The sequence below is a fragment of the Acinetobacter sp. A2 genome, assembly GCF_048537555.1.
GTDB lineage: Bacteria > Pseudomonadota > Gammaproteobacteria > Pseudomonadales > Moraxellaceae > Acinetobacter.
Map to the genome: position 1 here is coordinate 1,439,256 of NZ_CP183239.1, position 22,144 is coordinate 1,461,399.

A 22,144-nucleotide genomic window follows, 5' to 3' on the forward strand; every position below is an offset into this window, starting at 1 on the left:
AAATGAAAGTTGATTGGGATCACTTACGCTTTTTTCTGGTCTTGGCCCGGGCCAAAACCCTCACCAATGCTGCGCGCCTGATGGAAGTGGAACACAGCACCGTGGCACGGCGCATTCAGGCGCTGGAAAATACCTTGGGTACCCAGCTGTTTAAACGTGAAGCCAAAGGCTATGAGCTGACTGCGGAAGGTCTGGCACTGGTGCCCCGCGTCGAACAGATGGAACAGTCTTTTATCCAGATTGATAAACGCCATGACCCTTTACAAGGCCGGGTACGCATTGGTGCGCCGGAAGGTTTCGGGACGGCGTTTCTGGCCCGGCTGCTGGCGGAGTTTTCACAGCATTATCCTTCGCTGACTATTGACCTGATTCCGGTGCCAAAAACCATCAAACTTTCACATCGTGAGGCCGATATTGTCATTTCAATTGACCGGCCCAAATCCGGGCCTTATATCATTACCCGACTCTCAAATTACTGTTTAAAACTGTACGGCAGTCAAAGCTATTTACAGCAAAACCCACCAATTAGACAGCTGGAAGATCTGAAACAGCACCGATTTGTCGATTATATTGATGATCTGGTGTATAGCTCGGCGCTGTATTCGCTGGAACGTTTGCCGCTGCAAGTGACAGCTTGTTTTCGCAGTAACAGTATTCTGGCCCAGCAGATTGCGGTCAGTACCGGCGCCGGACTGGCAATTTTGCCGCGATTTCTGGTGCATGATAAACCCGATCTGCAAGAAGTTCTGGGCGATCAGGTCAGTTTTACCCATACCTTCTGGATGTTGACCCTAGTTGATTTACAGCATGAGCCGAAAATCAAACTGGTCTGGGATTTCCTGCGCAAACAGGCCGATGTGCAGCAGGCCCTGTTAATGGGCACTTAAAATCCTTTGCAGTATCTGGAGATTGACACATGCCGATACAGCAACTGAACGTATCACAACACTTAGCGCCCATTACGCTTGCTAAATTAACAGCCGATGAACCGAATAATATGAACCATTCAGGAAAATGATATGAAGATTCTCATCGTGCTGACCTCTCATGACCGTCTGGGTGATACAGGCAAACAGACCGGTTTCTGGCTGGAAGAACTGGCCGCCCCTTATTATGCTTTTGTTGATGCTGGCGCCGAGGTGACCTTGGCCTCTCCTAAAGGTGGTCAACCGCCTCTTGATCCCAAAAGTAATGAACCCGATGCTCAGACCAAAGCCACCGAGCGTTTTAAGGCGGATACCGCCGCCATGCAAGATCTGGCGCAGACACGCAAACTCAGTGAGGTGTCGATTGCCGATTTTGATGCCGTGTTTTATCCGGGCGGTCATGGACCCTTATGGGATTTGGCCGAAGACCCGGATTCTATCTCTTTGATTGAACAAACATTGCAAGCCAATAAACCGGTGGCGTTGGTCTGCCATGCGCCGGGAGTATTACGTCATGTCAAAGCACAGGATGGCCAACCATTGGTCAAAGGCAAGACTGTGACCGGTTTTAGTAATACAGAAGAAGATGCGGTTGGGCTGACCAATGTTGTGCCCTTTTTAGTTGAAGATATGCTGAAAGAATACGGCGGGCAATACTCAAAAGCCGAGGACTGGCAGGTGCATGTACAGCAAGATGGTTTGCTGATTACCGGACAGAATCCGGCCTCCTCAGAGGCGACCGCAGAAGCGTTATTGAAATTCTCGAAATAAGCATAGCCATCGTTTTTGTGCTTAATAGAAAACTCCTGAATGGATTATTCAGGAGTTTTTAAATTGTTCGGATTGAACAACTCTTGAAGAATGATGCCCACCGGTTCAAGCCAGCTGATGTCTAAACACTAAACATCAACGCCAAAGACAACAGCAAGCATAAAAATAACATAGCTGAAACCGCCTGCCAGAATCTAACAGGATTTTTATCCAGCAAGGAAGACTGAACCGGCTTTAAAAAATACCGGTTAGGATGCTTAAGATCATACAGAAATTCCGACAATACCTCATAGCGTTCATTTGGCATCAGGGCCAAGGCCTTATGCAAGGCTCCATCAATCCACACCGGAATATCTGGCCGATATTCTAAAATTGAATGATAACGCACCGTTTTTAGCTGTTTAAGCGTCTGACAACGCGCCAGTTCGGTGCCATAGGGTAACTGTTTGCTAAGTACATAATACAGTACCACGGCCAGTGAAAACTGGTCTGAACGGGTGGAAACCGGCCGCGAGCAAAAATATTCCGGCGCCATAAAGGCCAAGGTGCCCAAAGCCGCGGCATGTTGCGGCTGTGATTCGGAAATCCCCTTGACCAGGGTTGCACCAAAATCAATCAGTTTTAGCTCTAACTGTGCATTCAGCATGATATTTTCAGGGCGAATATCCTGATGCAGCATGTCCAGCCGGTGAAAAGCCTTCAAACCTTTAATGATCTGTTCCGTAATCTGGATGGCGGTTTCAAGCGCAATCGGCTGGCGCTGCTGATGCAGCCAGGTATTTAAGGTCTGGCCAGATAAATATTCATAGGTTTGAAAATAATAAGATTTACTGCGCTGATGCGGATAGGCCGCTAAAACTTGTGGATGCTGAATCCGTTTCGCCACCCACTCTTCCAGCAAAAAACGCTCCAGTGCCTGCACATCGTGGGTTAAATCCAGTGACGGAATTTTAATGACTAGTTGCTGCTGCCACGTCTCATCCCAAGCCAGATATAAACGGCTACGGTGGTTCTGGTGCAGCACGTTTTGAATCCGGTAGCCTTCAAACTGCTGACCTATGCTTAAATCCGGGGCCAGACTTAGCTGGTTGTGACTTGGCTGAAATTGTGACTGGGCCTGTTGTGGCAGCTGCTGTACCTGCACAATTTGCAGGGTTAAATTGTCAGGACTGCCCTGCGCATCGGCCAGATGGACCAGCATTTCTGCTACCTGGTCAAGATCTAAAGTTTCGGGGCTGTGAAGTGCCTCGATAATTTGGCTGTCCGACAGATATTCATATACACCATCGGTCATCAACAGGAAAATATCATCCTGTGCCAACGGCAGACTCAGATAATCCACCTCTACTTTCTGCGCCACGCCCAAAGCCCGGCTTAAATAGCTTTCCCGGGAAGATAACCAGACCCGATGATCGACACTGAGCTGTTCCAGCTGTTGCTCACGCAAGCGGTAAATACGGGCATCACCAATATGAAACAGATGTACAGTTTCATGTTTGAATACCAGCGCGCTAAAAGTGCAGACATAGCCGCGGTCTTTATCGACACGGCTCTGACTTTGCTGGGTCTGGGCATAGAGCCAGGAATTGGTGGCACGAATCACCCGGTCGACCGAAGTTTTGACGCTCCAGGAATCGGGCGTCGAAAAGTAATCGGCCAGAAAACTGGACACAGCGGTTTCACTGGCGATATGACTGACATTGCTGCTGCTAATGCCATCGGCAATGGCGCAGGCAATGCCCTTTTGCTGTGCCAGATAGCCCTCCGGAACAGCCGAACCATGAAAATCCTGATTGCTCTCTTTGCGGCCGGCAGCACTATATTGCCCAAGCCGAATTTGAAGTGAAGTCTGGTGTGAAGATGGCAAAGTGGACATGCGCTGATCTCAACTGGCTGGAATCTTCCCTGATTCCTGAACTCATCCTGTGGGCTTAAAACTTAGAACTCACGTTTTGGTGCAGTGCGGACATGCGTGGTGTAGAGTGCAAGACCAGTTAAAGCCAAACCACCTACCAGGTTCCCCAGCGCTACCGGTAACTCATTGTATGTTCTTCGTTTTTTCGCAAGAGATGCGATGGATGTCTGATTATTTGTAGTCATAAATTTAAGTCCCCACTTGTTTCTAAGTGGGGACTAAATTAAGGCTTATAGGATGAATTCAGAAGGTGTGTTCAGCGGACGCTTACATTAATACTATGTTGCAGTGCGACCGAAGCGATCGAGGTATTAGGATTTTTACAGGCATTGACAATACTGAGTTTGAATTCTTTGCTGTATGTTCTGCGTTTTTTAGCAACAGGAGGTGTTGCTGAATATATATCCATGTTCATGGATTAAGTCCCCACTTGTTTTTAGGTGGGAACTAAATTAAGGCTTATAGGATCGCTTGGTAAGGCTGTGTTAGCCGGATGCTTACTCATGTATATCGTTATTGATGAGATTTAATCTCAGACATGATGTTTTGAATGGATGCTTTATCGTGAATTTGCAAATGATCTCTGATGTAGACGAGTTTATCTATATTTTTTTGAAATACAACTTGTTGTTCAGGATCAGCTAATTTAGCCTGTCTACTCAATTTGAATATCAAGCTACAAATACTTTCTCTGACTATTTCATAGTCAACAATTTCTTTATATTCAATATCTTGTTGATCTAGTGAAGTCTTATCTAAATGATCTAAATTAAACTGAGTGAGCTGCATTATAATCTTAACCCAACCCTAATTTTGACTAATTTTCAATCAAAATCAGGGTTTCACTTATTTTTCTATCTAAATCTCTTTCGCTTTTATACGACAGATTTAGAAATTCAGATTTAAAGAAAAAGTTGCTGTACGTGGCGCACCTAAGAATAAATAATCATCGCCATAGAATTCACCTGCATCACGCCAGTATTTTTTGTTCAATAAATTATTGATATTGAAACGTAACTGCGCATCGGTTGTATTTAACTTAAATTGATAAGCAGCGCCTAAATCAAAGACGCTATAACCACTCACTTTTGCAGTACCTTGTTTATTGGCATATTTGCTCGAACTATACTGACCACCCGCAAGTACTCTAAAACCTTCAATAGTCGGTACTTGATAAGTCAGATGCGTTGCAAAACGAATTTTAGGTACATTTTGCGCTTGATGATTGCCATATTCAACCGCTTCAACATCATCCAAACGAGCTCTAGTCAATGCTAAAGATGAGCTAAGTGCTAAATAATCGCTTAATTCTCCACTTAGTCCTAATTCTAAGCCTAGACTGTGTTGCTCACCTTCTTGAACAAAATAACGCTTATCTGAGATCGGCTTAGAGTATTGATTGTCTTGACGTAAATCAAAAATAGCTGCCGTCAATAAAAAGTTATGAATCTGTTGTTTTAAGCCAATTTCATATTGTTCAGAATGGATAGGTGCTAATGTATCTGCACTATTTTCTGCAAACCAAGGTGCAGTTTTTCCATCTGACAGCCCTTTTGCATAAGAAGCATACACAGTTGTTGATTCCGTTGGGCTATAACTTACTGCAAATTGTGGTAGAAATTTGCCTAAATCCGTATCACGGACTTGTTCGGTTTCATTATAAGCTTGCTCATCAAGCTCGATCCATTTCCCGCCCATCAAAGTAGACCATTGCTCATTCCATTCAATGCGATCTATAACCGTAAAAGCAGTTTGCTTACTATCCAAAGCTTTAAAATAAGGACCAAGATCTCCTTCTTCACGAATCCTATCATAGCTATCTTGGTAAATATTACCTACATAATCTGTTGAATTTACGTATTGATATATACCTGTGTAGTGATGTCTAGATTTATCTGTTTGAGTCAAATCAAAACTAAGATGATGCTTTGCCCAATCGGTATTGACCAAGCCATCTAACTTTATTTTAAATTGATTGGTTTTAAATGTGTCATTTGGGTTTTGGTAGTCATAAAGGTCATATTCTCCCTGCGCACCAAATGTGTTGCACGAATATGCTTCCAAACATCCATCTCGGTAATAACCAAAAGGAAATATTGAATAATCATCCACTTTAGATTTGCTATGCGAGGCAACCAATCCTAAATTCCAGTCATCATTAAACGTATAGTTGTATTTTAAACTGCTATTTAGGCTGTCAATTGTGACAGGCTTGCCCCAACTTTGGTAACCCAGCAAACGCTCCCATTTCACGTTTTGTGGTACTTTGCCATCAAGTAATTGATAACCTGGTACAGATTTTTGTTCTGAACGCTGTGCTTCAAGATCAAACTCGAATTTGGATTGTGCTGTAGCTTTCCAGTCCAGTGCTAATGCCGCCAAATAACGCTCGCCATCTACATGATCGACATAAGAATCAATCTGTTCATTGACTAAATTGATGCGATAGCCAAATTGTTGATCTTTCCCCCAAAATCCTCCCACATCCCCTGCGACTGCAAACTGCCCATGTTCATCTGCAGAAAAGTTAAGTGCCTGAATATCTTTAGGTCGCTTAGTGACATAATTGACCACGCCGCCCGGTGTAGACATACCACTTTGAATTGCAGAAATACCCTTTAAAATTTCCACACGTTCTTTATTAGGACTTACGCATTGACGGATTCAAAAAAGTATTAAAATACTTTATAAAGTATCTGTGATCAGACGAATTAAACATGCTTCTACAGCAACTTGTACATTACCCATTTATATGGGCTTTCTCATGACAGAACCGAACTCTATTAGCTGCACACAACTTGCCGAGACTTATAACATCTCGCATGATAGTGTAAATCGCTTTCTAGAACGTGAAGACTACACACCTCACGACCTATATCAAGAAGCAATTCAACATATTGATAATAATAAACTTATAGTCAGTATTGATGATACTGTTTTAGATAAACCCTATAGTCAACATATGGACTTGGTTAGCTATTTTTGGTCAGGCAAACACCACCGATCCGTCAAGGGTATTAATCTCATTACCTTGTATGCGACAGATCAGAATGGTCAAAATATTCCAATTAATTTCCGAATTTATGACAAATCTGAAAGTAAAACCAAGAATGATTACTTTATGGATATGTTAAGTGAAGTACTCAGTTGGGGTGCAAAGATTCAATTTATTACAGGTGATAGTTGGTATTCATCGACTGGAAATCTAAAAACCATAAGAAAATATGGTATTCGATTTATGTTTGGTATCGACTGTAACCGTAAGGTTTCCCCAGAAAAAGGACAATGGTTTCAACTGCGTTTATTGCCAAATTTCCATCAGGGTCAAGTGGTCTGGCTCAAAGATTTTGGCTTTGTACAATTATTTAAGACTCAGTTAAAAGAACAGCAGAGGTTTTATATTGTGCATCAAGATGAAGATGATTTATTGTCCTTTGAGGGTTTTCATGAATTACATTCAAGTCATTGGAAAATAGAGCAATATCACCGGGTGATTAAACAGGTTTGTCATATTGAAAAGTTTCAAGTAAGACGATCTAAACTGATTTTGAATCATATTTTTTCAGCCTTGATGGCCTACGTCGAGATACAAAAGAACCAGTTTGAGCGGATCTTTGAAAATGTATATCGTTGGCAGAAGAAATTATTTAGACCAGTTATCAAAAACTTCATTGATGACTTTATTCTCGATAAAAATCATCTGCTACCACAGAGAATCTATAAATAATAGTGCGTAAGTCCTATTTATTTTCAAGTGCGACGTTTTGTTCACCACGTATCACATTGCCATTCACTAAATAACTTGATGCTAAATCGAGTGCAAAGCCACGTGATACAAAGTTGGGATAGTAACCAATCGCAGCATAACCATCGCCCACAGACGCATCATTTTTAATGACATCACTCAATACTCGTGCTTGTTGATCGGCAATTACATCTGCAGTGACAACAGAAATAGAGGCATGTGCTTTTTGTAGACGATCTGTGCCTAAACCTTCAATTTTTACTGTAGAGCTAAAGTACGGCGTTGATTCATCGGCTGTAATGACAATCGTATCGAGCTGTTGCACACCATTTTCAGCATAAACCAGAGGTGTCAAACAAAGCGGTGACAGAATGATAGTTTTTAAAGACGTAGTTAATACATTCTGTTTGAATTTACGATTGTACATACGAAACCTTGCATAAAAATGGGTGGTGATACTTGAGGCATTTGATAGGCGCAGATTATGACAATTCGCGTTGAATTAATCGAGTTAAAGTCTGGGTAAATTGCTGCCCTTGTTCTGAATAAAACCAATCTACATGCCCAATAATCCAATCATAATAAGCCGCATCTGCATGTTTTTGGTTTTTGGTAATTCCAATAAAATACTCAAGCTCTGAAAATGCAAAATCCAAATGTACGATTTTGAGCAGTTCGGGCAAAATGCTAAAGTCTTGTTGTGGATGCTGTTCGGCAAAATAAGCCTGTAAAAATGCACTCAAACCCGCTTCATCAATCTTTAGTTGTGATGTATGTGCTAAGGCTAGCCAATCTACAAAGTTACGCTCAATCGTTATGGCAAGGTCATAAAGCGCTGAATTTCGATCTGACAAGCCAAAATCAATCACCGCTGTAATATTGGCATCGGCACTTTGCGTAGACCAAAACAAATTGGAAGCATGCAAATCATTATGTGTCCAAATTTTAGTCGCCTGCTGCAATACATGCTTAATTTTACGATGTGTCTGGAATATGCGCTCTAAAAAAACAGCATCTAAGTTTTTATCGGCAAAATAACGACTCAATTCAGGGCTATTATCAATACGTTGCTGAATAGCCGTTACAATACTTTCACTTTCTAAAAGCTGCTGATTCGAGACCAAATAACGAGCCGATCTGCCGTGTAACTCAGGAAAATCCTGCATGGCGATATGCAGTTTAGCAAGTAAACTTCCAACTTTGGCTGCATGCTCGGTATAGAAAAAAGGAGTCCAAGATTGCTGATCGACATATAAATCAAAGCCTACTGCTTTTTCATAGACCTCATACGTCCAATCCCCCATCTCTAAAGCTGTCAGGCCGCAATTTGAGGCAATCAATGTGGCAACTGGAATGTCTTTACTGGCTAAATGTTGCAGGAAGGCATGCTCTTGCAAAATATCTTGAGCATTGCGAAATGAACGATGGCTACGCTTAATGAAATATGAGTGAAGATTTATTTGACCCGTGTTAGATAAAACCTGCGTAACTTCAACCAGTACCGCAGAAGAAAATGGACGTGGACTACACCACAGAATTTGAACGTTACCTTGCAAACGTGGGTAATGCAGTTGCAGGCGGTGTAATTCTGGAACTGTAATATGGGCCCAATCTTTATTTTCCCAGTCGCTCCCCATGCCATGACCTAAATCATGCGTGATTGTGGTCATTTGAGATATTCCTAAACCTGATCAGCATTGTGCAATCGTATATTCCCTATAATCCATCCAAAATAACTACTTTTAGATGGATGCACTCCAAATTAATTCACGATCTTTGCCTGCTGCAAGCGTAAATTGACGTCGTCTATAATCTGATCTAAACCAGTGTCATAAGCCGCTTCACTCACAAAAGACACCATATTTTGCGTGACTTGCGGTAAATTGTAATCTGCATACCATGACAATGAGTTCACCTCTATTTCACGCTCACCTTGTAAAATCACAAATCTTTTTTGCATCCAAGCCTGTAAATTTTCACCCGTATAAGCATCATAGAAAATAATATCGGTCAGATAAAAATCTTTCATCATATAAGAATAGGTCACACTATTTTCTTCAGGCTCATAATTAAAAAAAGGTGTTGTGGTGAGATGAAACTCAACTAAAAATTGACGTTTTAAACGATGATTTTGGTATTCCGCTCTGACTTTGATCGGACAACTGATCTGTGCAAAGTCAATTTCATGTTCGGAGTTTTGTTTAAAATATTCAGCCAAAGAGAACACCTGATGTTTAATGAAATCCTGCATTAAAAACTCAGGTTCAAGTTGTGAATTGATTAATCCCAACAGTAAAGATTCAACTTCTTCTTTCGTTAAATAAATGTCTTCAACAATATGCATACTCATCTCTAAATTTACTGCTGCGATAGAAAAATCCTAACGGAAAGCCCTATGTTTGTATAGCTATGCAAAAGTAGAGTTCATTTCTATTCAGTGGCGAATCACCTAATCAGATTGAATCTTGATCACAATTTCAGTTATGCTATCAACACATCAAATTACACTTCAAACACGCCTTGTTGCGTAGGAGTCATCTCATGTCCAAGAAGTTACCTATTTACTTCTCTGATGCTGCTTGGTCGTCATTACAAAAAATTATGGGTACTGAAGGCAAGCCTAGCCCAACCTTAAACTCCATTCTAGAGCAGATGGAACTGCTGAATAAACAAGACTTTCAGCCTGTTTGCAAACGTACCGTTTTACCGCTTCCAGTTGCCGTCGAATCCATTCCTGCAGGCTTTCCCTCTCCTGCCCAAGACTATATTGATAAAAATATTGATCTGAATGAGTATCTAATTTCCAATGAAAATGCGACCTTTTTAAATGTGGTACGCACCACATCTATGATTAATGCCGGGCTTGAATACGGCGATATTGTATTGGTAGATCGCAGCAAAGAAGCCAAACACCGCAGCATTGTAGTGGCCCTAATTGACCAAAAAGACTTAACCATTAAACGCTTGATGATTACCGCCAAAATGTCCAAAAGTGAGTTGGTGGAACATTTTGGTGAAGACTACGACCCTGCTACTTTGCCTGATGCTTGGCTCAAAGCTGAAAGCCCTGACTATGACAGTATTTATTTGAAAGATGGGCAAACGTTTGAAGTCTTTGCCGTGGTGACTTGGAACTTAAAAAACCTGATGGCTTAAACCCGCACACCATAATAAAAGCCAAATAAGCAGAATATTCATGAAACCTTTAAAGCAAATTTTTGCGCTCATTGACATTAATAATTGTTATGTGAGCTGTGAACGGCTGTTTCAACCACATCTGAATCATCGTCCAGTGGTGGTCTTGTCCAATAACGATGGTTGTGTGGTGTCACGTTCCGAAGAAGCCAAACAACTCGGTATAAAAATGGCTGTGCCTTTTTATCAAATTCAAGAGCAGATCAAACAACACAATATTGCCGTCTTTTCGAGTAACTATGCTCTCTATGCAGAAATGTCCAGACGTTTTAATAATACGATTCAACAGTTTGTTAGTGCCAAAGACATTGAAATTTATTCAATTGATGAAACCTTTATTGAACTGAGTTCGTATTCTCAAACCGATTTAAATGAATTGGCACAAGAAATTAAAGCAACTTTATGGAAATGGCTGGCTCTACCTGTCTGTGTGGGTATCGGTCACAGTAAAACTGAAGCAAAACTGGCCAATCATATTGCCAAGAAAAATAGCTATTTCAACGGCGTGTGCAATTTAATAGATATGGATTTATGTAGCAAAGAAGCCTTATTTCAACTCATTGATGTTGATGAAGTCTGGGGCGTGGGCCGAAAACTTGCAAAAAAACTGCATGCTTTAAAGATTCATTCTGTATTTGATTTAGCGATCAGTGATCCTGAACACATGGAACGTAAATTTTCAATTTTAATGAAAAAAACCATATTGGAGCTAACAGGTACGCCGTGTATTGAACTGGAACAAACCACAGCCAGTAAACAGCAAATCATCAGCTCACGTTCTTTTGGACAACGAGTCACCGACATTCATGCACTTTCGGAAGCACTGAGCGATTATTTACAATCTGCTGTGCAAAGGCTTAGAACAGAAAAAAGCTTATGTTCCTGTATGATTATTTTTGCGCAATCCAGTCGTTTTGATCAGCACCAAGCTTTTTACAATCAATCGGTGACCATTGCCTTTAATGAGCCAACAGATTCTGCCTTAATCATGAACAAAGCCATCATGAAGCATATCTCTACCCTATTTCAGGAAGGTATTGCCTTTAAAAAGTGTGGTGTGATTCTAACGGGAATTGAGCCAAAACAAGGCTATATTCACGACTTACTTGCAGATACAGAACAGATTGAAAAGCAGGAACACTTACAACAAGTGCTAGATAGCGTTAAAAATAAGTTTGGCACACAAAAACTTGCCATTGGTGCATGTAAATTGCAAGACCGTACATGGGCTATGAATCGCAGCAAACTAAGTCCTAATTATTTTAGCTGGGAAGGCTTATTGGCACTTGGCGATTAGTGCTTTTTTAGTTGTTATCTGATTCGTCTTTGATAGTGTCTAGATCTGCTTCAGTTGTACAGAAAAGATATTCATAAAACTGCTCATCCAAACAAACATCTTTTTGCGATGCTTATTTAGATGAGCGTACTGGCTTAAGCAAGATTAGCCTTTGTTTAGTCCGACAAACTTAGCTCGTGCTTTATGCAGTTTTTTGTAGCTTTCAATCAAACGTAAATGACGATCTAAGCCTTCAAGTTGCATATTGGTTTCAGTTAAACCATAGAAACGTACTGTGCCTTCAACTGAGCCCATGACTGCATCCATGCGTTCATTGCCAAACATACGGCGGAAATTAACTGCATAATCAGCGATATCCATTTCATCATCTAAAATGACTTCAAGCACGACATTCATACATTGATAGAACAAGCCACGTTCTACGGTATTGGTGTTGTATTGTAAAAATGCTTCGACCAAATCTTTAGCTTCTTCAAACTGTTCTAATGCTAGATAAATCAACAACTTTAATTCAAGGATGGTCAGTTGTCCCCAAACTGTATTGTCATCAAACTCAATACCAATCAGGGTTTTAATTTCGGTATAGTCATCCAACTCACATTCTTCCAAACGCTCAACCAAGGCTTCAAGTTGGGCGTCATCCAAACGGTGTAAATTCAAAATATCTTCACGGTAAAGCAAGGCTTTATTGGTGTTATCCCAAATCAAGTCCTCCACCAAATACACTTCTGAATAATCTGGCACTAAGATTCGGCAAGCAGTAGCACCTAAGTGTTCATATACCGCCATATAGGATTCTTTGCCCAAATCTTTCAGAATCGTAAATAAAGCCTCAGCTTCTTCTACGTTGCTGTATTGACCATTGTTGGTGAAATCCCACTCCACAAACTCAAAATCTGCCTGCGCACTAAAGAAACGCCAAGACACCACACCACTTGAGTCAATGAAATGTTCAACATAGTTATTTGGCTCTGTAACTGCATTGCTGCTAAACGTTGGTTGTGGCAAGTCATTCAGACCTTCAAAACTGCGCCCTTGCAATAATTCGGTCAAGCTACGCTCTAAAGCTACTTTAAAATTAGGATGTGCACCAAACGAAGCAAATACACCGCCTGTACGTGGGTTCATTAAGGTCACACACATTACTGGGAACTGGCCACCCAATGAAGCATCTTTGACTAATACAGGGAAACCTTGCTCTTCTAGCGCCTGAATGCCAGCAACAATACTTGGGTATTTTGCCAATACTTCTTGTGGCACATCAGGCAGGCTCATTTCTTCCTGAATAATCTCACGCTTCACTGCACGCTCAAAAATTTCAGACAGGCACTGCACCTGAGCTTCTGCAAGCGTGTTGCCTGCACTCATCCCATTACTTAAATACAGGTTTTCAATCAAATTCGATGGAAAATATACAGTCTCGCCATCTGACTGACGGACAAAAGGCAATGAACAAATACCACGTTCTGTATTACCTGAGTTGGTGTCATATAAATGCGTACCAAGCAATTCATCTTCAGGATCATAAATTTCTAGGCAATATTCATCTAAAACTTCTGCAGGCAATTCGCCATTTGGCCCAGGTTTAAACCATTTTTCATTGGGATAATGTACGAACTCAGCATTGGCAATTTCTTCGCCCCAAAATTGGTCGTTATAGAAGAAGTTGCAGTTCAGACGTTCAATGAATTCACCCAATGCAGAGGCAAGTGCACTTTCTTTAGTTGCCCCTTTACCGTTGGTAAAACACATTGGCGATTGTGCATCACGGATATGCAATGACCAGACATTCGGTACAATATTACGCCATGAAGCGATCTCAATTTTCATGCCTAAACCTGCCAGAATACCTGACATATTGGCAATGGTTTCTTCTAAAGGTAAATCCTTGCCTGCAATATACGTGGCTTGAGCTGAAGTCAGGTTCGGCATCAATAAAGCCTGTGCATCGGCATCAATACTTTCGACTTGCTCAATCACAAACTCAGGGCCAGTCTGTACCACTTTTTTAACAGTACAACGATCAATGGAACGTAAAATACCCTGACGGTCTTTTTCAGAAATATCTGCAGGTAATTCCACCTGAATTTTAAAAATTTGTTTATAACGGTTTTCAGGATCGACAATATTGTTTTGCGATAAACGAATGTTATCAGTCGGAATATCACGTGACTGGCAATAAACTTTTACAAAATACGCTGCACATAAAGCAGAAGATGCCAGAAAGTAATCAAATGGCCCTGGTGCAGAGCCATCGCCTTTATAACGGATAGGCTGATCGGCAATTACCGTAAAATCGTCAAATTTGGCTTCAAGACGAAGATTGTCAAGATAATTGACTTTAATTTCCATGCTGGCACACCTAGCGCTGTATGTGCCTGATCAGACACACAATTTTTAAATATTGATTTATAAGCCGAATCACGGAGGAGAAATTGACTTAAACAATGCGGATGGGAGTTATAAATTAATACTGTACGACCCTACAGTGAACTCCCGAATATGCGCAACATTATAAAGAGATTTATAACAATTGGTAATGCTGTATATGTAGTTTTACTGGATTTACCTCAAGCTGTATTTTAATATATATAAACATAATATATTTAAATATATGATATATTATATTCATAATCTATGCTGCTAGATGGTGAAACAACATGAAATATACCGAACTCACTGCCGAAATCTCGTCAAATATCAAATCTATGAAAGAGCAATCTCCAGATTTACTCAAAAACTTCAACGCACTGTCTCAAGTTGCCATGAAAGATGGCGTAATTGATGCCAAAACCAAAGAATTTATTGCCCTTGCTATTGGTGTTGCGCAACGCTGTGATGGTTGTATTGGTTTTCACGTCAGAACCTTGGTCAAAATGGGCATGACTTTTGAAGAACTGAATGAAATTTTAGGTATTGCTGTTTATATGGGTGGTGGTCCATCGCTGATGTATGCTGCGAACGCTGTAGCTGCTTTTAAAGAGTTTTCCCCATCTACTACCGAGTAACCTTATTTAAGTATTTAAGCTGAGTTAGAACTATGTCAAATATCCATAATGAATGGGATGAACGCTACAGCCAACATGATCATATTTATGGTGAACAAGCCAATGCCTTCATTCAGGAGATTACACAAAAGCTGCCAATTCAAGGCAAAACTTTGGGCTTAGCCGAAGGTGAAGGACGTAACTTGTTATATTTGGCTGCGTTAGCACAAACGAAGGGACAAACTTTTGAAGCAGATTTGTGGGACTATTCACAAGTTGCTTTAGATAAAGCCCAAGGCTATGCCCAGCAACGTGGTCTAAGTCTGAATACCCAGAAGCAAGATTTAAGTCAGGTAAATTGGCAAGCCAATCAATATGACAACGTGATATGTGTATTTGGCCACTTTAACCCTGAAACACAGCAAAAAGTGTTAAATGGCGTGCGTGAAACATTGGTCAACGGCGGTTTATTTGTAGGTGAGCTGTACTCAACCAGTCAGCTGGAATATAAAACGGGCGGCCCTCGTGCATTAGAAATGCTGTACGATCCTATCCTGTTTTTAAGCCATTTCAAACATGATCATCTGATTCATTTCTTTGTGGGCGATGTAGAACGCTCAGAAGGCAAACTGCATCAGGGCAAATCTCACGTGATTCAATTTGCGATTCGTATTCAGAAATAAAAGTCTGAATCTTTACATAAAAAAGGCTTGCTCCAATTCAATTAGAGTTCTTTTATAAATCCTCTTAAAGTCCCTAGTTCAGCCCTCATCCTCTTGCGGAATGTATTCCTCATCCCGCAGGGAGAAGGGACTTTCAATATCAATATTTTGCTTAGGTATTTTAAAAATCACTCAAACACATCTTTTAAAGATTTAGGCATCCCTTGTACGGACTGCAATTCGCCCTGTTTATTTTTCCAAAGTACAACAGGTGTGGCAAATAGTTCGTATCTATCCATCAACGCCTGATTCTGTTCTAAAGTTTTTTCAACATGCACAGGCACATTTTTTTGTTCAATTAATTTCTTTCGACCGTATTGACGATGAAATTCATTAAAGGTCTGCTGTGGATTTTTCGCCATCAACAAGGTGGCTGCCTGCCCTTTGCTTTCAGGGCGAATCACTGCCACAATTATGTGTCTCAGCTGAACTTTGCCAGACTCTACCCACGGACGTGCCTGTTTCCAAAAGCTATGGCAATACGGACAATTTGGGTCTGAAAACACATAAACAATTTTTTCAGCACTGGTTTGTCCATCCTGAATCCACGTTGCATGCTCCAGACTTTGCCACACATCTTCTAGTACCGACTTTTTCACATAGCGATCTAAAGCATCCACCGTTAAATTATTGCCTTGAGCATCAAACAAAGTGCCCACAATATAGTATTTCTGATCATTGGAAATAAACACCGTTGCAGGGCTTTGCTCAATGTGCCCTGCCCAACCTGTCATTTGTGCAGGTGCCTGAATTTGCTGCACAAACTTAAACCCTTCTTTTTCAATGTGCTGTTTTAAGTTGTCTTGTGCCTGCAGCATACTCACGCTACTGGCAAGACTCATGCCTATCGCCAGTTTCAGCATGTTGTTGGTTAAAATAGATGTCATATTTACGATCCTTAATTTTGGGTTCACGGCGGTTTTTCTTTGAGATAGATAAAATCGTCTTTATGGATTTGTTTGTATCTTTTTTAGGTAATGCTGCAGCATCGGTTTGGTCAATTCGCCCATGTGATGGTCAACCAACTCACCTTGTGCATTAAAAAATAAGGTGCTTGGTAAACCAAACATATTAAAGTGTTGCCCTAATGTAGCTGCAGGGTCTAACAACAAATGTTCAAACCGAAACTGATGTTTCTGCAAATAGGCTTGAATCTCTGCTGCAGACTCTCCCTGATTGGCAAATACAAAATTGATTTCAGGAAAATCTTGCTGTGCTTGTTGCATCACAGGCATTTCACGGTGACAAGTCGGACACCACGTTGCCCATAAGTTAATGACTGTTGGCTGACCTGAAAACTGGGCTAAATCTTGTGGTTGTTGCTGCAAGTTATGCAGTACCAGATTTGGATAAGCATGCTGTGTTTGCAACGGTTGAATGAAACTCCAACCTATTGCCTGTACTGCAATAAATAGCGCTACTGCCCATGCCAAAACCACACGCTGAATGCCACGGTTTTTCCAAACAAACCACGCCACACCTGCCACGACTGCAGCAATCAGATGAAAGCCTTTGTCCTGAATTTTTAAAATATCAATCGGGTTAGCAAAATACAGCTCATAATGCTGCAATACAAAAACGGTCCGCCCAACTAAGGCACCTATCCAAAGTGCATTCCACAATGCATCCTGATAGCGTGCCCAAGTTTGTACATCCCATGTATAACGGCGCTGAAAAAATTTGCCGACAATAAAGACTACAACTAGCCCCAATAGCAGAAAAACCAATGGCCATGGAATCATAAATACACCTAAATGCAAGGCTGCAGTTTGAATCATGGGCTAACCTCAGACAATTGGTGAATATTCTGAATCAGTTGTGGAGCATTAAATGTACCTGTTAAACGCAAGTCACGCTGTTCTTGCTGTTGTGCGCCTAAAAACAGCATAGTTGGTGGGCCTAAAATTTGCCATTTTTTCAATAAGGCATCTTGTGAAGGATGCTGCTCAGTTAAATCAAGCTTAATCCGCACTACATTTTTAAGGGCATCCTGCGCATCAGTACGTGGAATCACATCACGCTCAATGGGCTGACACGCTACACACCAATCTGCATAGACATCAATCACAATATTTTGATTGGCGTATGCTGCCAATGCTGCATTCAGCTCTTGTTCAGTTTGTACCTTTATCCAGTTTTGCAATTGACTAGCCTGTACCTGCGCATTGACACTGGCAATACTCTGATTAACATGCCAAATTCCACTGCTGGCAATCACGGCAGACAAAGCCAATAATGAAAAACGATGTGGGCGATGCATCACATGGCGCAAAATTGCAATCAGGTACGCAGCAAAGGCAAATAACACCACAGCAAAAGCAACATAGTACCAAGTAGTTGCCAGTAAAGGCCGGGCGAAATATAAGGCCATCGCCAACATAATAAAGCCAAAACTAAATTTTAGACGTTCCATCCACAAACCTGGTTTTGGTAAGTATTTGGCACCAAAAACGCTCGCAATCAGTAAAGGAATTCCCATACCTAAACCGAGCAGGAACAGATATAAACCACCCAATGCTGCTTGGTCCAAATGCGACACATACAACAAGGCACCCGCCAAAGGCGCACTCATACATGGCCCAACAATCAGTGCAGAAATAACGCCCATTACTGCTGCACTGAATAAAGTGCCGCCTTTTTGATATTGCTGAATGCGGTCTAAACGCTGCAACACCGCTTGTGGTAATGACAACTGATACAAACCGAACAGGTTTAAAGCAAACACCACAAATAGCATGGCAAAAACTGCAATTACCACAGGGTTTTGAAACCAGCGCTGTACGCTATAGCCAATTTGAGATGCGACAACGCCCATAACGCCATAGACCAATGCCATACTCACCACAAAAGTGATCGCAATTGCTGCAGCTTTATAGCCTGTGTTGCGCTGAACCAAAATTCCAGAAAGAATTGGAATAAGTGGTAATGAACACGGTAAAAAAGCCAGTAATACCCCAAAACCTAAAAAGATAAATGCATTCAGCAATAACCCTTGCCCTGACAATAAATTCAAGAAAAATTGATCATTGTTCCATTGCTGATTCAGACTGCTACTGCTCGCTGTTTCAGTATTCGTTGAGTTGGCTGTTGCATCTGTCGTATTTGAGTTTTCAAACACTACAACATCAGAAGGCTTAGCATCCTCAGCTGTGTCGATTACGACATTTGTATTTGTAGCATTTTGTTCAGCAACGGCATTTTCCCCCTCAGTCTGCGGTGTCTTTACTGTCGCTTTCTGATCTTGTTTGAGTTCTTTTGTCGTCTCTGTATTTAAAGCAGCCTTTTCTTGTTTTTGATTATTGGTTGAGGATTGACTGTTATTTATATTAGTAGAGTTACTATTTAACGCGGCTTGATTATTTTGACTCAATTGCTGAAGCAAATTTCCTTTAGCTGAACTCAAATTATGCTGTGACAATAAGCCATCGGCATCGGTTTGAATGCTTTGGCGCTGTATAGGATAGCACAAACCATCTTCAGCACAACCTTGCCAAGTAATTTGATACTGCTGATTGGGCTTGACCTGAATTTGTGTAGTCACTTGCCCATAATGCACACGTGTTAATCCAAAAGTCGGATCATCTTTTTCCTGCCCTGCAGGCAATTTAAAGCTGAGTGGCTTTTGTGCTTGGCTGACTTTGAATTGATCGTGATATAAATAATAATGTGGTGCAACATCCCATTTTAATTCAACAGTTTGTTCAGACAATGAAGTCGCCTGAAATTTAAAAGCCTGATCGGGCGCTAAAAATTCATTGGCAGCATTGGTCCACACTGCACATAGGCTCAAAATTAAAAAAGCAATGACTCGAACAAATACCATGCGTTTATACTAAATATTAAAAAACTGTCTGTATTATCGTGAAGTGTAGATTAAGAGAACATTAACAAAGATTTTTCTTTGTAAACTATAAGCACAGCATGGGAGCAAATATGTTCGTTGTTTTGGTGGAAGATGATCCTTATATTGCCCAAGGTATTGTGGCAGCACTCGAATATTTAAGTATTTCAGTCGAGCATGTCAGTACTGCACGCGATGCCGACTATTTAATTCGTAACAGTGCTGTAGACTTGTGCCTGCTCGATTTAGGACTACCCGACCAAGATGGCTTACAGTTACTCGAAAACTGGCGTAAAAATGGCATACATTTACCAGTGCTGGTCTTAACAGCGCGTGATCATACCCAAGACTGCGTACAAGCTTTGAATTTAGGTGCAGATGACTATTTGACTAAACCTTTTGAACTGAATGAACTGATTGCTCGTGTTTATGCACTCAGCCGCCGTCACCGTGGTTATTCGTCTAACCAGTTGCAAAGCGGTCATTTAAATATCAATTTGGATACTCAGGAAGTACATTGGCATGATCAAGCGATTCCTTTGTCACGCCGTGAATATAGTTTGTTGGAAACTTTCTTGCGGCATCCGAACCAAATCTTAAAAAATGAAGAACTGATTGATAAAGTCTATGGTTTTCAAGACAGCATCGAAAGTAATGCCTTAAACGTCCATATTTATCATTTACGGCATAAAATCCACCCCGATTTTATTCAGACGATACGCGGGGTTGGCTACATTTTTAAACCTGAGTTGCTGACATGAAAAACTACAGCCTGAAGTGGCGTTTGGTTTCTACCATTAGCTGTGCTTTTATTCTGCTGTGGGTGATTGTCTTTGCATGGCTATACCATGACTTAGAACAGCGTTTACAAAATACGCTTGATGAACGGCTGTCTACCTCAGCGCGTATGGTCGCCCGCTTAATTCAGCAACTCCCCCTTCAGCAACTTACAGAAAGTTTACATGCAGAATCTGAAAATGCACTGCTGCACAGTTTAATCGCCTGTGAAGTGTCCATTTTCCGTGCTGATATTTCACTCCCTCAACACGTCATTGCACGTACTCAAGGCGCACCAAAAAATTTGCGCAATCAACAGGTTGGTTTTAGTACTTGGCAAGAAAATGGACTGCAATGGCGCAGTTATGTACTACGTGAAGGTGAAGTGCAAGTGGTGGTTGCCGAAAAAATTGAGTTACGCCAAAACCTACTCAAACAAATTTTACAATCTGTGCTGATTCCCTTACTGCTTACTTTAATTATTTGTATTTTACTGATTTTATGGATTATTCGCCTAGAATTCCTGCCACTAGATCAAATGACCCGACATTTAATTCAGAAAAAACAGTCTTTAGATGAGGCCTCACGTTATTTGATTGAATTGAAATCACAAAAAATTCCGAAAGAGATTCAACCTTTTGTAGATAACTTATTGATGTTGATTGAACGTCTGCATAAAAGTCTAGAACATGAGAAAAACTTTAGTGCATTTGCTGCCCATGAACTGCGCACGCCGTTGACTGCTATTAAGACCCATGTGCAACTCAGCCAGTTAATGTTGAATCAGAGTACATCGCCATCTGACAGGGCTAAAGTAATCGACAATTTGAAACATGCAGAACACAGCATTCAGCGCTATCAACAACTATTGGAGCAATTGTTATTGCTCAGCCAAACTGAAGCAGGAGTGCAATTATCCAAAACACCATCCGCTCTTCATCAAGTTTTAAAGACTGTAATCAGTGAATTAGATAGCGCGTATCCACATGCCTCGCAACAACTACAAATTGACTGGTCAAGCTTAATGCAGCAGATTGAAATTCCTACAACTGCCCTGCACATGGTACTTAAAAACCTGATTCAGAATGCATACATACACACGCAAGACACGCCAAGCATCCACATCTATATGCAAGGTAAGCAATTGTTCATTACTGATTTAGGTAAAAACTTAAGTGAAGAAGACCTGAGCGTTTTAGCACAGCGCTTTTGGCGAAAATCGGCACATCAACAAGGTTATGGCTTGGGCTTAACATTGGTGAAAGTCTTGTTGGAACAATACGGCTATAGTATCGACTTTGAGCTAAACCAACCACAAGGTTTAAAAGTGATTGTCTATTTTGATACATCACCTTCTGCAGCAGAGATTCAGCAAGTAGGCTAAGTATTTGTGGGCTTTCACAACAAAAAATACCTGTTTTATGATCAGATCATTTAACTTTTGCCAATACCAAACCCTTTGCTCAAGTTTGCTTCAGAGACATTTTTAGGGTTATTTTTGAAAGAAAAGGTCAATGCCTTCTAAAATTTTCTCAATGATGAAAATACTGCAAACTTTTTAACAAAACAGCATTGGCAGGCAAAACTAGCTTAAATATTCATCGTCTTTCTAAGATGAGATGCAACGCTGTATTTTTACCCCACATGAATGTACAGGCATTTAGTTCAGGGATTAGATTTTAAGAGTCATCCTTTACTCATTTACTTTGGCTATTAAACCGACAAGGCATCCTTCAAGCTATATCCGTCAAGGCAAGTTCATCTACTTCACCTTAGAAAGACATACAAACACAATTCACACTCTATTCTATTTAAAGTGATGTTTTATTTAAATAAAGTTAATATTTTTTTAAGTGACAGAAACAGAAATTATCTCTTAGTACATACATGGCAGATTGTATGATGATTCAAGCATGTATCAAGTTATAGACTAAGGCTTAGACCACACTTAACTTTGAGCGACATGAA

The 22,144-nt window shown here is 40.8% G+C and carries 18 protein-coding genes and 3 pseudogenes; 9 read left to right on the forward strand and 12 right to left on the reverse strand.

The genetic code is table 11. From position 1 onward, the window contains the following. Window positions 1–2 precede the first annotated feature (2 nt). Both ACNS8M_RS06750 and ACNS8M_RS06755 read left to right on the forward strand, forming a co-directional pair. Window positions 3–887 carry a LysR family transcriptional regulator gene (locus ACNS8M_RS06750; protein ID WP_104471333.1) on the forward strand — a complete coding sequence of 295 codons (885 nt, stop codon included), beginning with the start codon at window positions 3–5 and terminating at the stop codon, window positions 885–887. A gap of 132 nt (window positions 888–1,019) precedes the next feature. Then, window positions 1,020–1,697 carry a type 1 glutamine amidotransferase domain-containing protein gene (locus tag ACNS8M_RS06755; protein WP_168418665.1) on the forward strand — a complete coding sequence of 226 codons (678 nt, stop codon included), beginning with the start codon at window positions 1,020–1,022 and terminating at the stop codon, window positions 1,695–1,697. 121 nt (window positions 1,698–1,818) lie between these two features. Here ACNS8M_RS06755 and ACNS8M_RS06760 read toward each other — a convergent pair whose 3' ends face one another. The 5 genes and pseudogenes from ACNS8M_RS06760 to ACNS8M_RS06780 form a co-directional block, all read right to left on the reverse strand. Continuing rightward, complete coding sequence (locus ACNS8M_RS06760) at window positions 1,819–3,573, reverse strand: bifunctional protein-serine/threonine kinase/phosphatase (protein ID WP_168418664.1); 1,755 nt, start codon at window positions 3,571–3,573, stop codon at window positions 1,819–1,821. Between the two features lie 62 nt (window positions 3,574–3,635). After that, window positions 3,636–3,743: pseudogene (locus ACNS8M_RS06765) on the reverse strand (formate/nitrite transporter family protein); the annotation flags it as partial. A 131-nt stretch (window positions 3,744–3,874) separates the two neighbouring features. After that, window positions 3,875–4,027, reverse strand: a pseudogene (locus ACNS8M_RS06770) (transposase); the annotation flags it as partial. A gap of 98 nt (window positions 4,028–4,125) precedes the next feature. Further along, window positions 4,126–4,401, reverse strand: coding sequence for a hypothetical protein (locus ACNS8M_RS06775; RefSeq protein ID WP_168461656.1), 276 nt, complete (start codon window positions 4,399–4,401; stop codon window positions 4,126–4,128). A gap of 99 nt (window positions 4,402–4,500) precedes the next feature. After that, a complete protein-coding gene (locus ACNS8M_RS06780) occupies window positions 4,501–6,204 on the reverse strand; it encodes a TonB-dependent siderophore receptor (RefSeq protein ID WP_419225329.1) in 1,704 nt (567 codons plus the stop codon). Between the two features lie 106 nt (window positions 6,205–6,310). Here ACNS8M_RS06780 and ACNS8M_RS06785 point away from each other — a divergent pair, with 106 nt between their 5' ends. Further along, window positions 6,311–7,339, forward strand: coding sequence for an IS701 family transposase (locus tag ACNS8M_RS06785; RefSeq protein WP_007116247.1), 1,029 nt, complete (start codon window positions 6,311–6,313; stop codon window positions 7,337–7,339). Between the two features lie 16 nt (window positions 7,340–7,355). Here the strand turns inward: ACNS8M_RS06785 and ACNS8M_RS06790 are convergent. The 3 genes and pseudogenes from ACNS8M_RS06790 to ACNS8M_RS06800 form a co-directional block, all read right to left on the reverse strand. Next, a pseudogene (locus ACNS8M_RS06790) lies at window positions 7,356–7,784 on the reverse strand (TonB-dependent receptor plug domain-containing protein); the annotation flags it as partial. Between the two features lie 55 nt (window positions 7,785–7,839). Continuing rightward, a complete protein-coding gene (locus ACNS8M_RS06795; protein WP_168419302.1) occupies window positions 7,840–9,027 on the reverse strand; it encodes a phosphotransferase enzyme family protein in 1,188 nt (395 codons plus the stop codon). Window positions 9,028–9,119: 92 nt separating this feature from the next. Further along, window positions 9,120–9,701: a hypothetical protein gene (locus ACNS8M_RS06800; RefSeq protein ID WP_168419301.1), complete on the reverse strand. Its 582-nt coding sequence runs from the start codon at window positions 9,699–9,701 to the stop codon at window positions 9,120–9,122. 197 nt (window positions 9,702–9,898) lie between these two features. Here ACNS8M_RS06800 and umuD point away from each other — a divergent pair, with 197 nt between their 5' ends. Further along, the gene (gene umuD, locus ACNS8M_RS06805) at window positions 9,899–10,513 is read left to right on the forward strand and encodes a translesion error-prone DNA polymerase V autoproteolytic subunit (RefSeq protein ID WP_168419300.1); all 615 of its coding nucleotides are present in this window, start codon (window positions 9,899–9,901) and stop codon (window positions 10,511–10,513) included. 40 nt (window positions 10,514–10,553) lie between these two features. Further along, on the forward strand, window positions 10,554–11,849 hold the full coding sequence (locus ACNS8M_RS06810; protein WP_168419299.1) for a Y-family DNA polymerase: 1,296 nt from the start codon (window positions 10,554–10,556) through the stop codon (window positions 11,847–11,849). A 144-nt stretch (window positions 11,850–11,993) separates the two neighbouring features. Here the strand turns inward: ACNS8M_RS06810 and ACNS8M_RS06815 are convergent, their stop codons facing one another. Then, window positions 11,994–14,201 (reverse strand): OsmC domain/YcaO domain-containing protein, encoded by a 2,208-nt coding sequence (locus ACNS8M_RS06815; protein ID WP_168419298.1) that lies wholly within the window; start codon window positions 14,199–14,201, stop codon window positions 11,994–11,996. A 308-nt stretch (window positions 14,202–14,509) separates the two neighbouring features. Here ACNS8M_RS06815 and ACNS8M_RS06820 point away from each other — a divergent pair, with 308 nt between their 5' ends. Beyond that, window positions 14,510–14,857: a carboxymuconolactone decarboxylase family protein gene (locus ACNS8M_RS06820; protein ID WP_168419297.1), complete on the forward strand. Its 348-nt coding sequence runs from the start codon at window positions 14,510–14,512 to the stop codon at window positions 14,855–14,857. Between the two features lie 32 nt (window positions 14,858–14,889). Beyond that, on the forward strand, window positions 14,890–15,519 hold the full coding sequence (locus ACNS8M_RS06825; protein WP_286429798.1) for a class I SAM-dependent methyltransferase: 630 nt from the start codon (window positions 14,890–14,892) through the stop codon (window positions 15,517–15,519). Window positions 15,520–15,686: 167 nt separating this feature from the next. Here the strand turns inward: ACNS8M_RS06825 and dsbG are convergent, their stop codons facing one another. From dsbG to dsbD, 3 genes are read right to left on the reverse strand one after another with little or no spacing between them, the layout of a single operon-like run. After that, window positions 15,687–16,445 carry a thiol:disulfide interchange protein DsbG gene (gene dsbG, locus ACNS8M_RS06830; RefSeq protein WP_419224638.1) on the reverse strand — a complete coding sequence of 253 codons (759 nt, stop codon included), beginning with the start codon at window positions 16,443–16,445 and terminating at the stop codon, window positions 15,687–15,689. A 60-nt stretch (window positions 16,446–16,505) separates the two neighbouring features. Next, window positions 16,506–17,336, reverse strand: a complete 831-nt coding sequence (locus tag ACNS8M_RS06835; RefSeq protein WP_168419294.1) for a TlpA disulfide reductase family protein — start codon at window positions 17,334–17,336, stop codon at window positions 16,506–16,508. Beyond that, window positions 17,333–19,381, reverse strand: a complete 2,049-nt coding sequence (gene dsbD / locus ACNS8M_RS06840) for a protein-disulfide reductase DsbD (protein WP_419224639.1) — start codon at window positions 19,379–19,381, stop codon at window positions 17,333–17,335. Before dsbD ends, ACNS8M_RS06835 begins: the two co-directional genes overlap by 4 nt. Before the next feature lie 110 nt (window positions 19,382–19,491). Here dsbD and ACNS8M_RS06845 point away from each other — a divergent pair, with 110 nt between their 5' ends. Together ACNS8M_RS06845 and ACNS8M_RS06850 are read left to right on the forward strand one after the other, a co-directional pair. After that, a complete protein-coding gene (locus tag ACNS8M_RS06845; RefSeq protein WP_168419292.1) occupies window positions 19,492–20,160 on the forward strand; it encodes a response regulator transcription factor in 669 nt (222 codons plus the stop codon). Then, window positions 20,157–21,560, forward strand: a complete 1,404-nt coding sequence (locus ACNS8M_RS06850) for an ATP-binding protein (RefSeq protein WP_419224640.1) — start codon at window positions 20,157–20,159, stop codon at window positions 21,558–21,560. Before ACNS8M_RS06845 ends, ACNS8M_RS06850 begins: the two co-directional genes overlap by 4 nt. The last annotated feature ends 584 nt before the right edge of the window (window positions 21,561–22,144 follow it).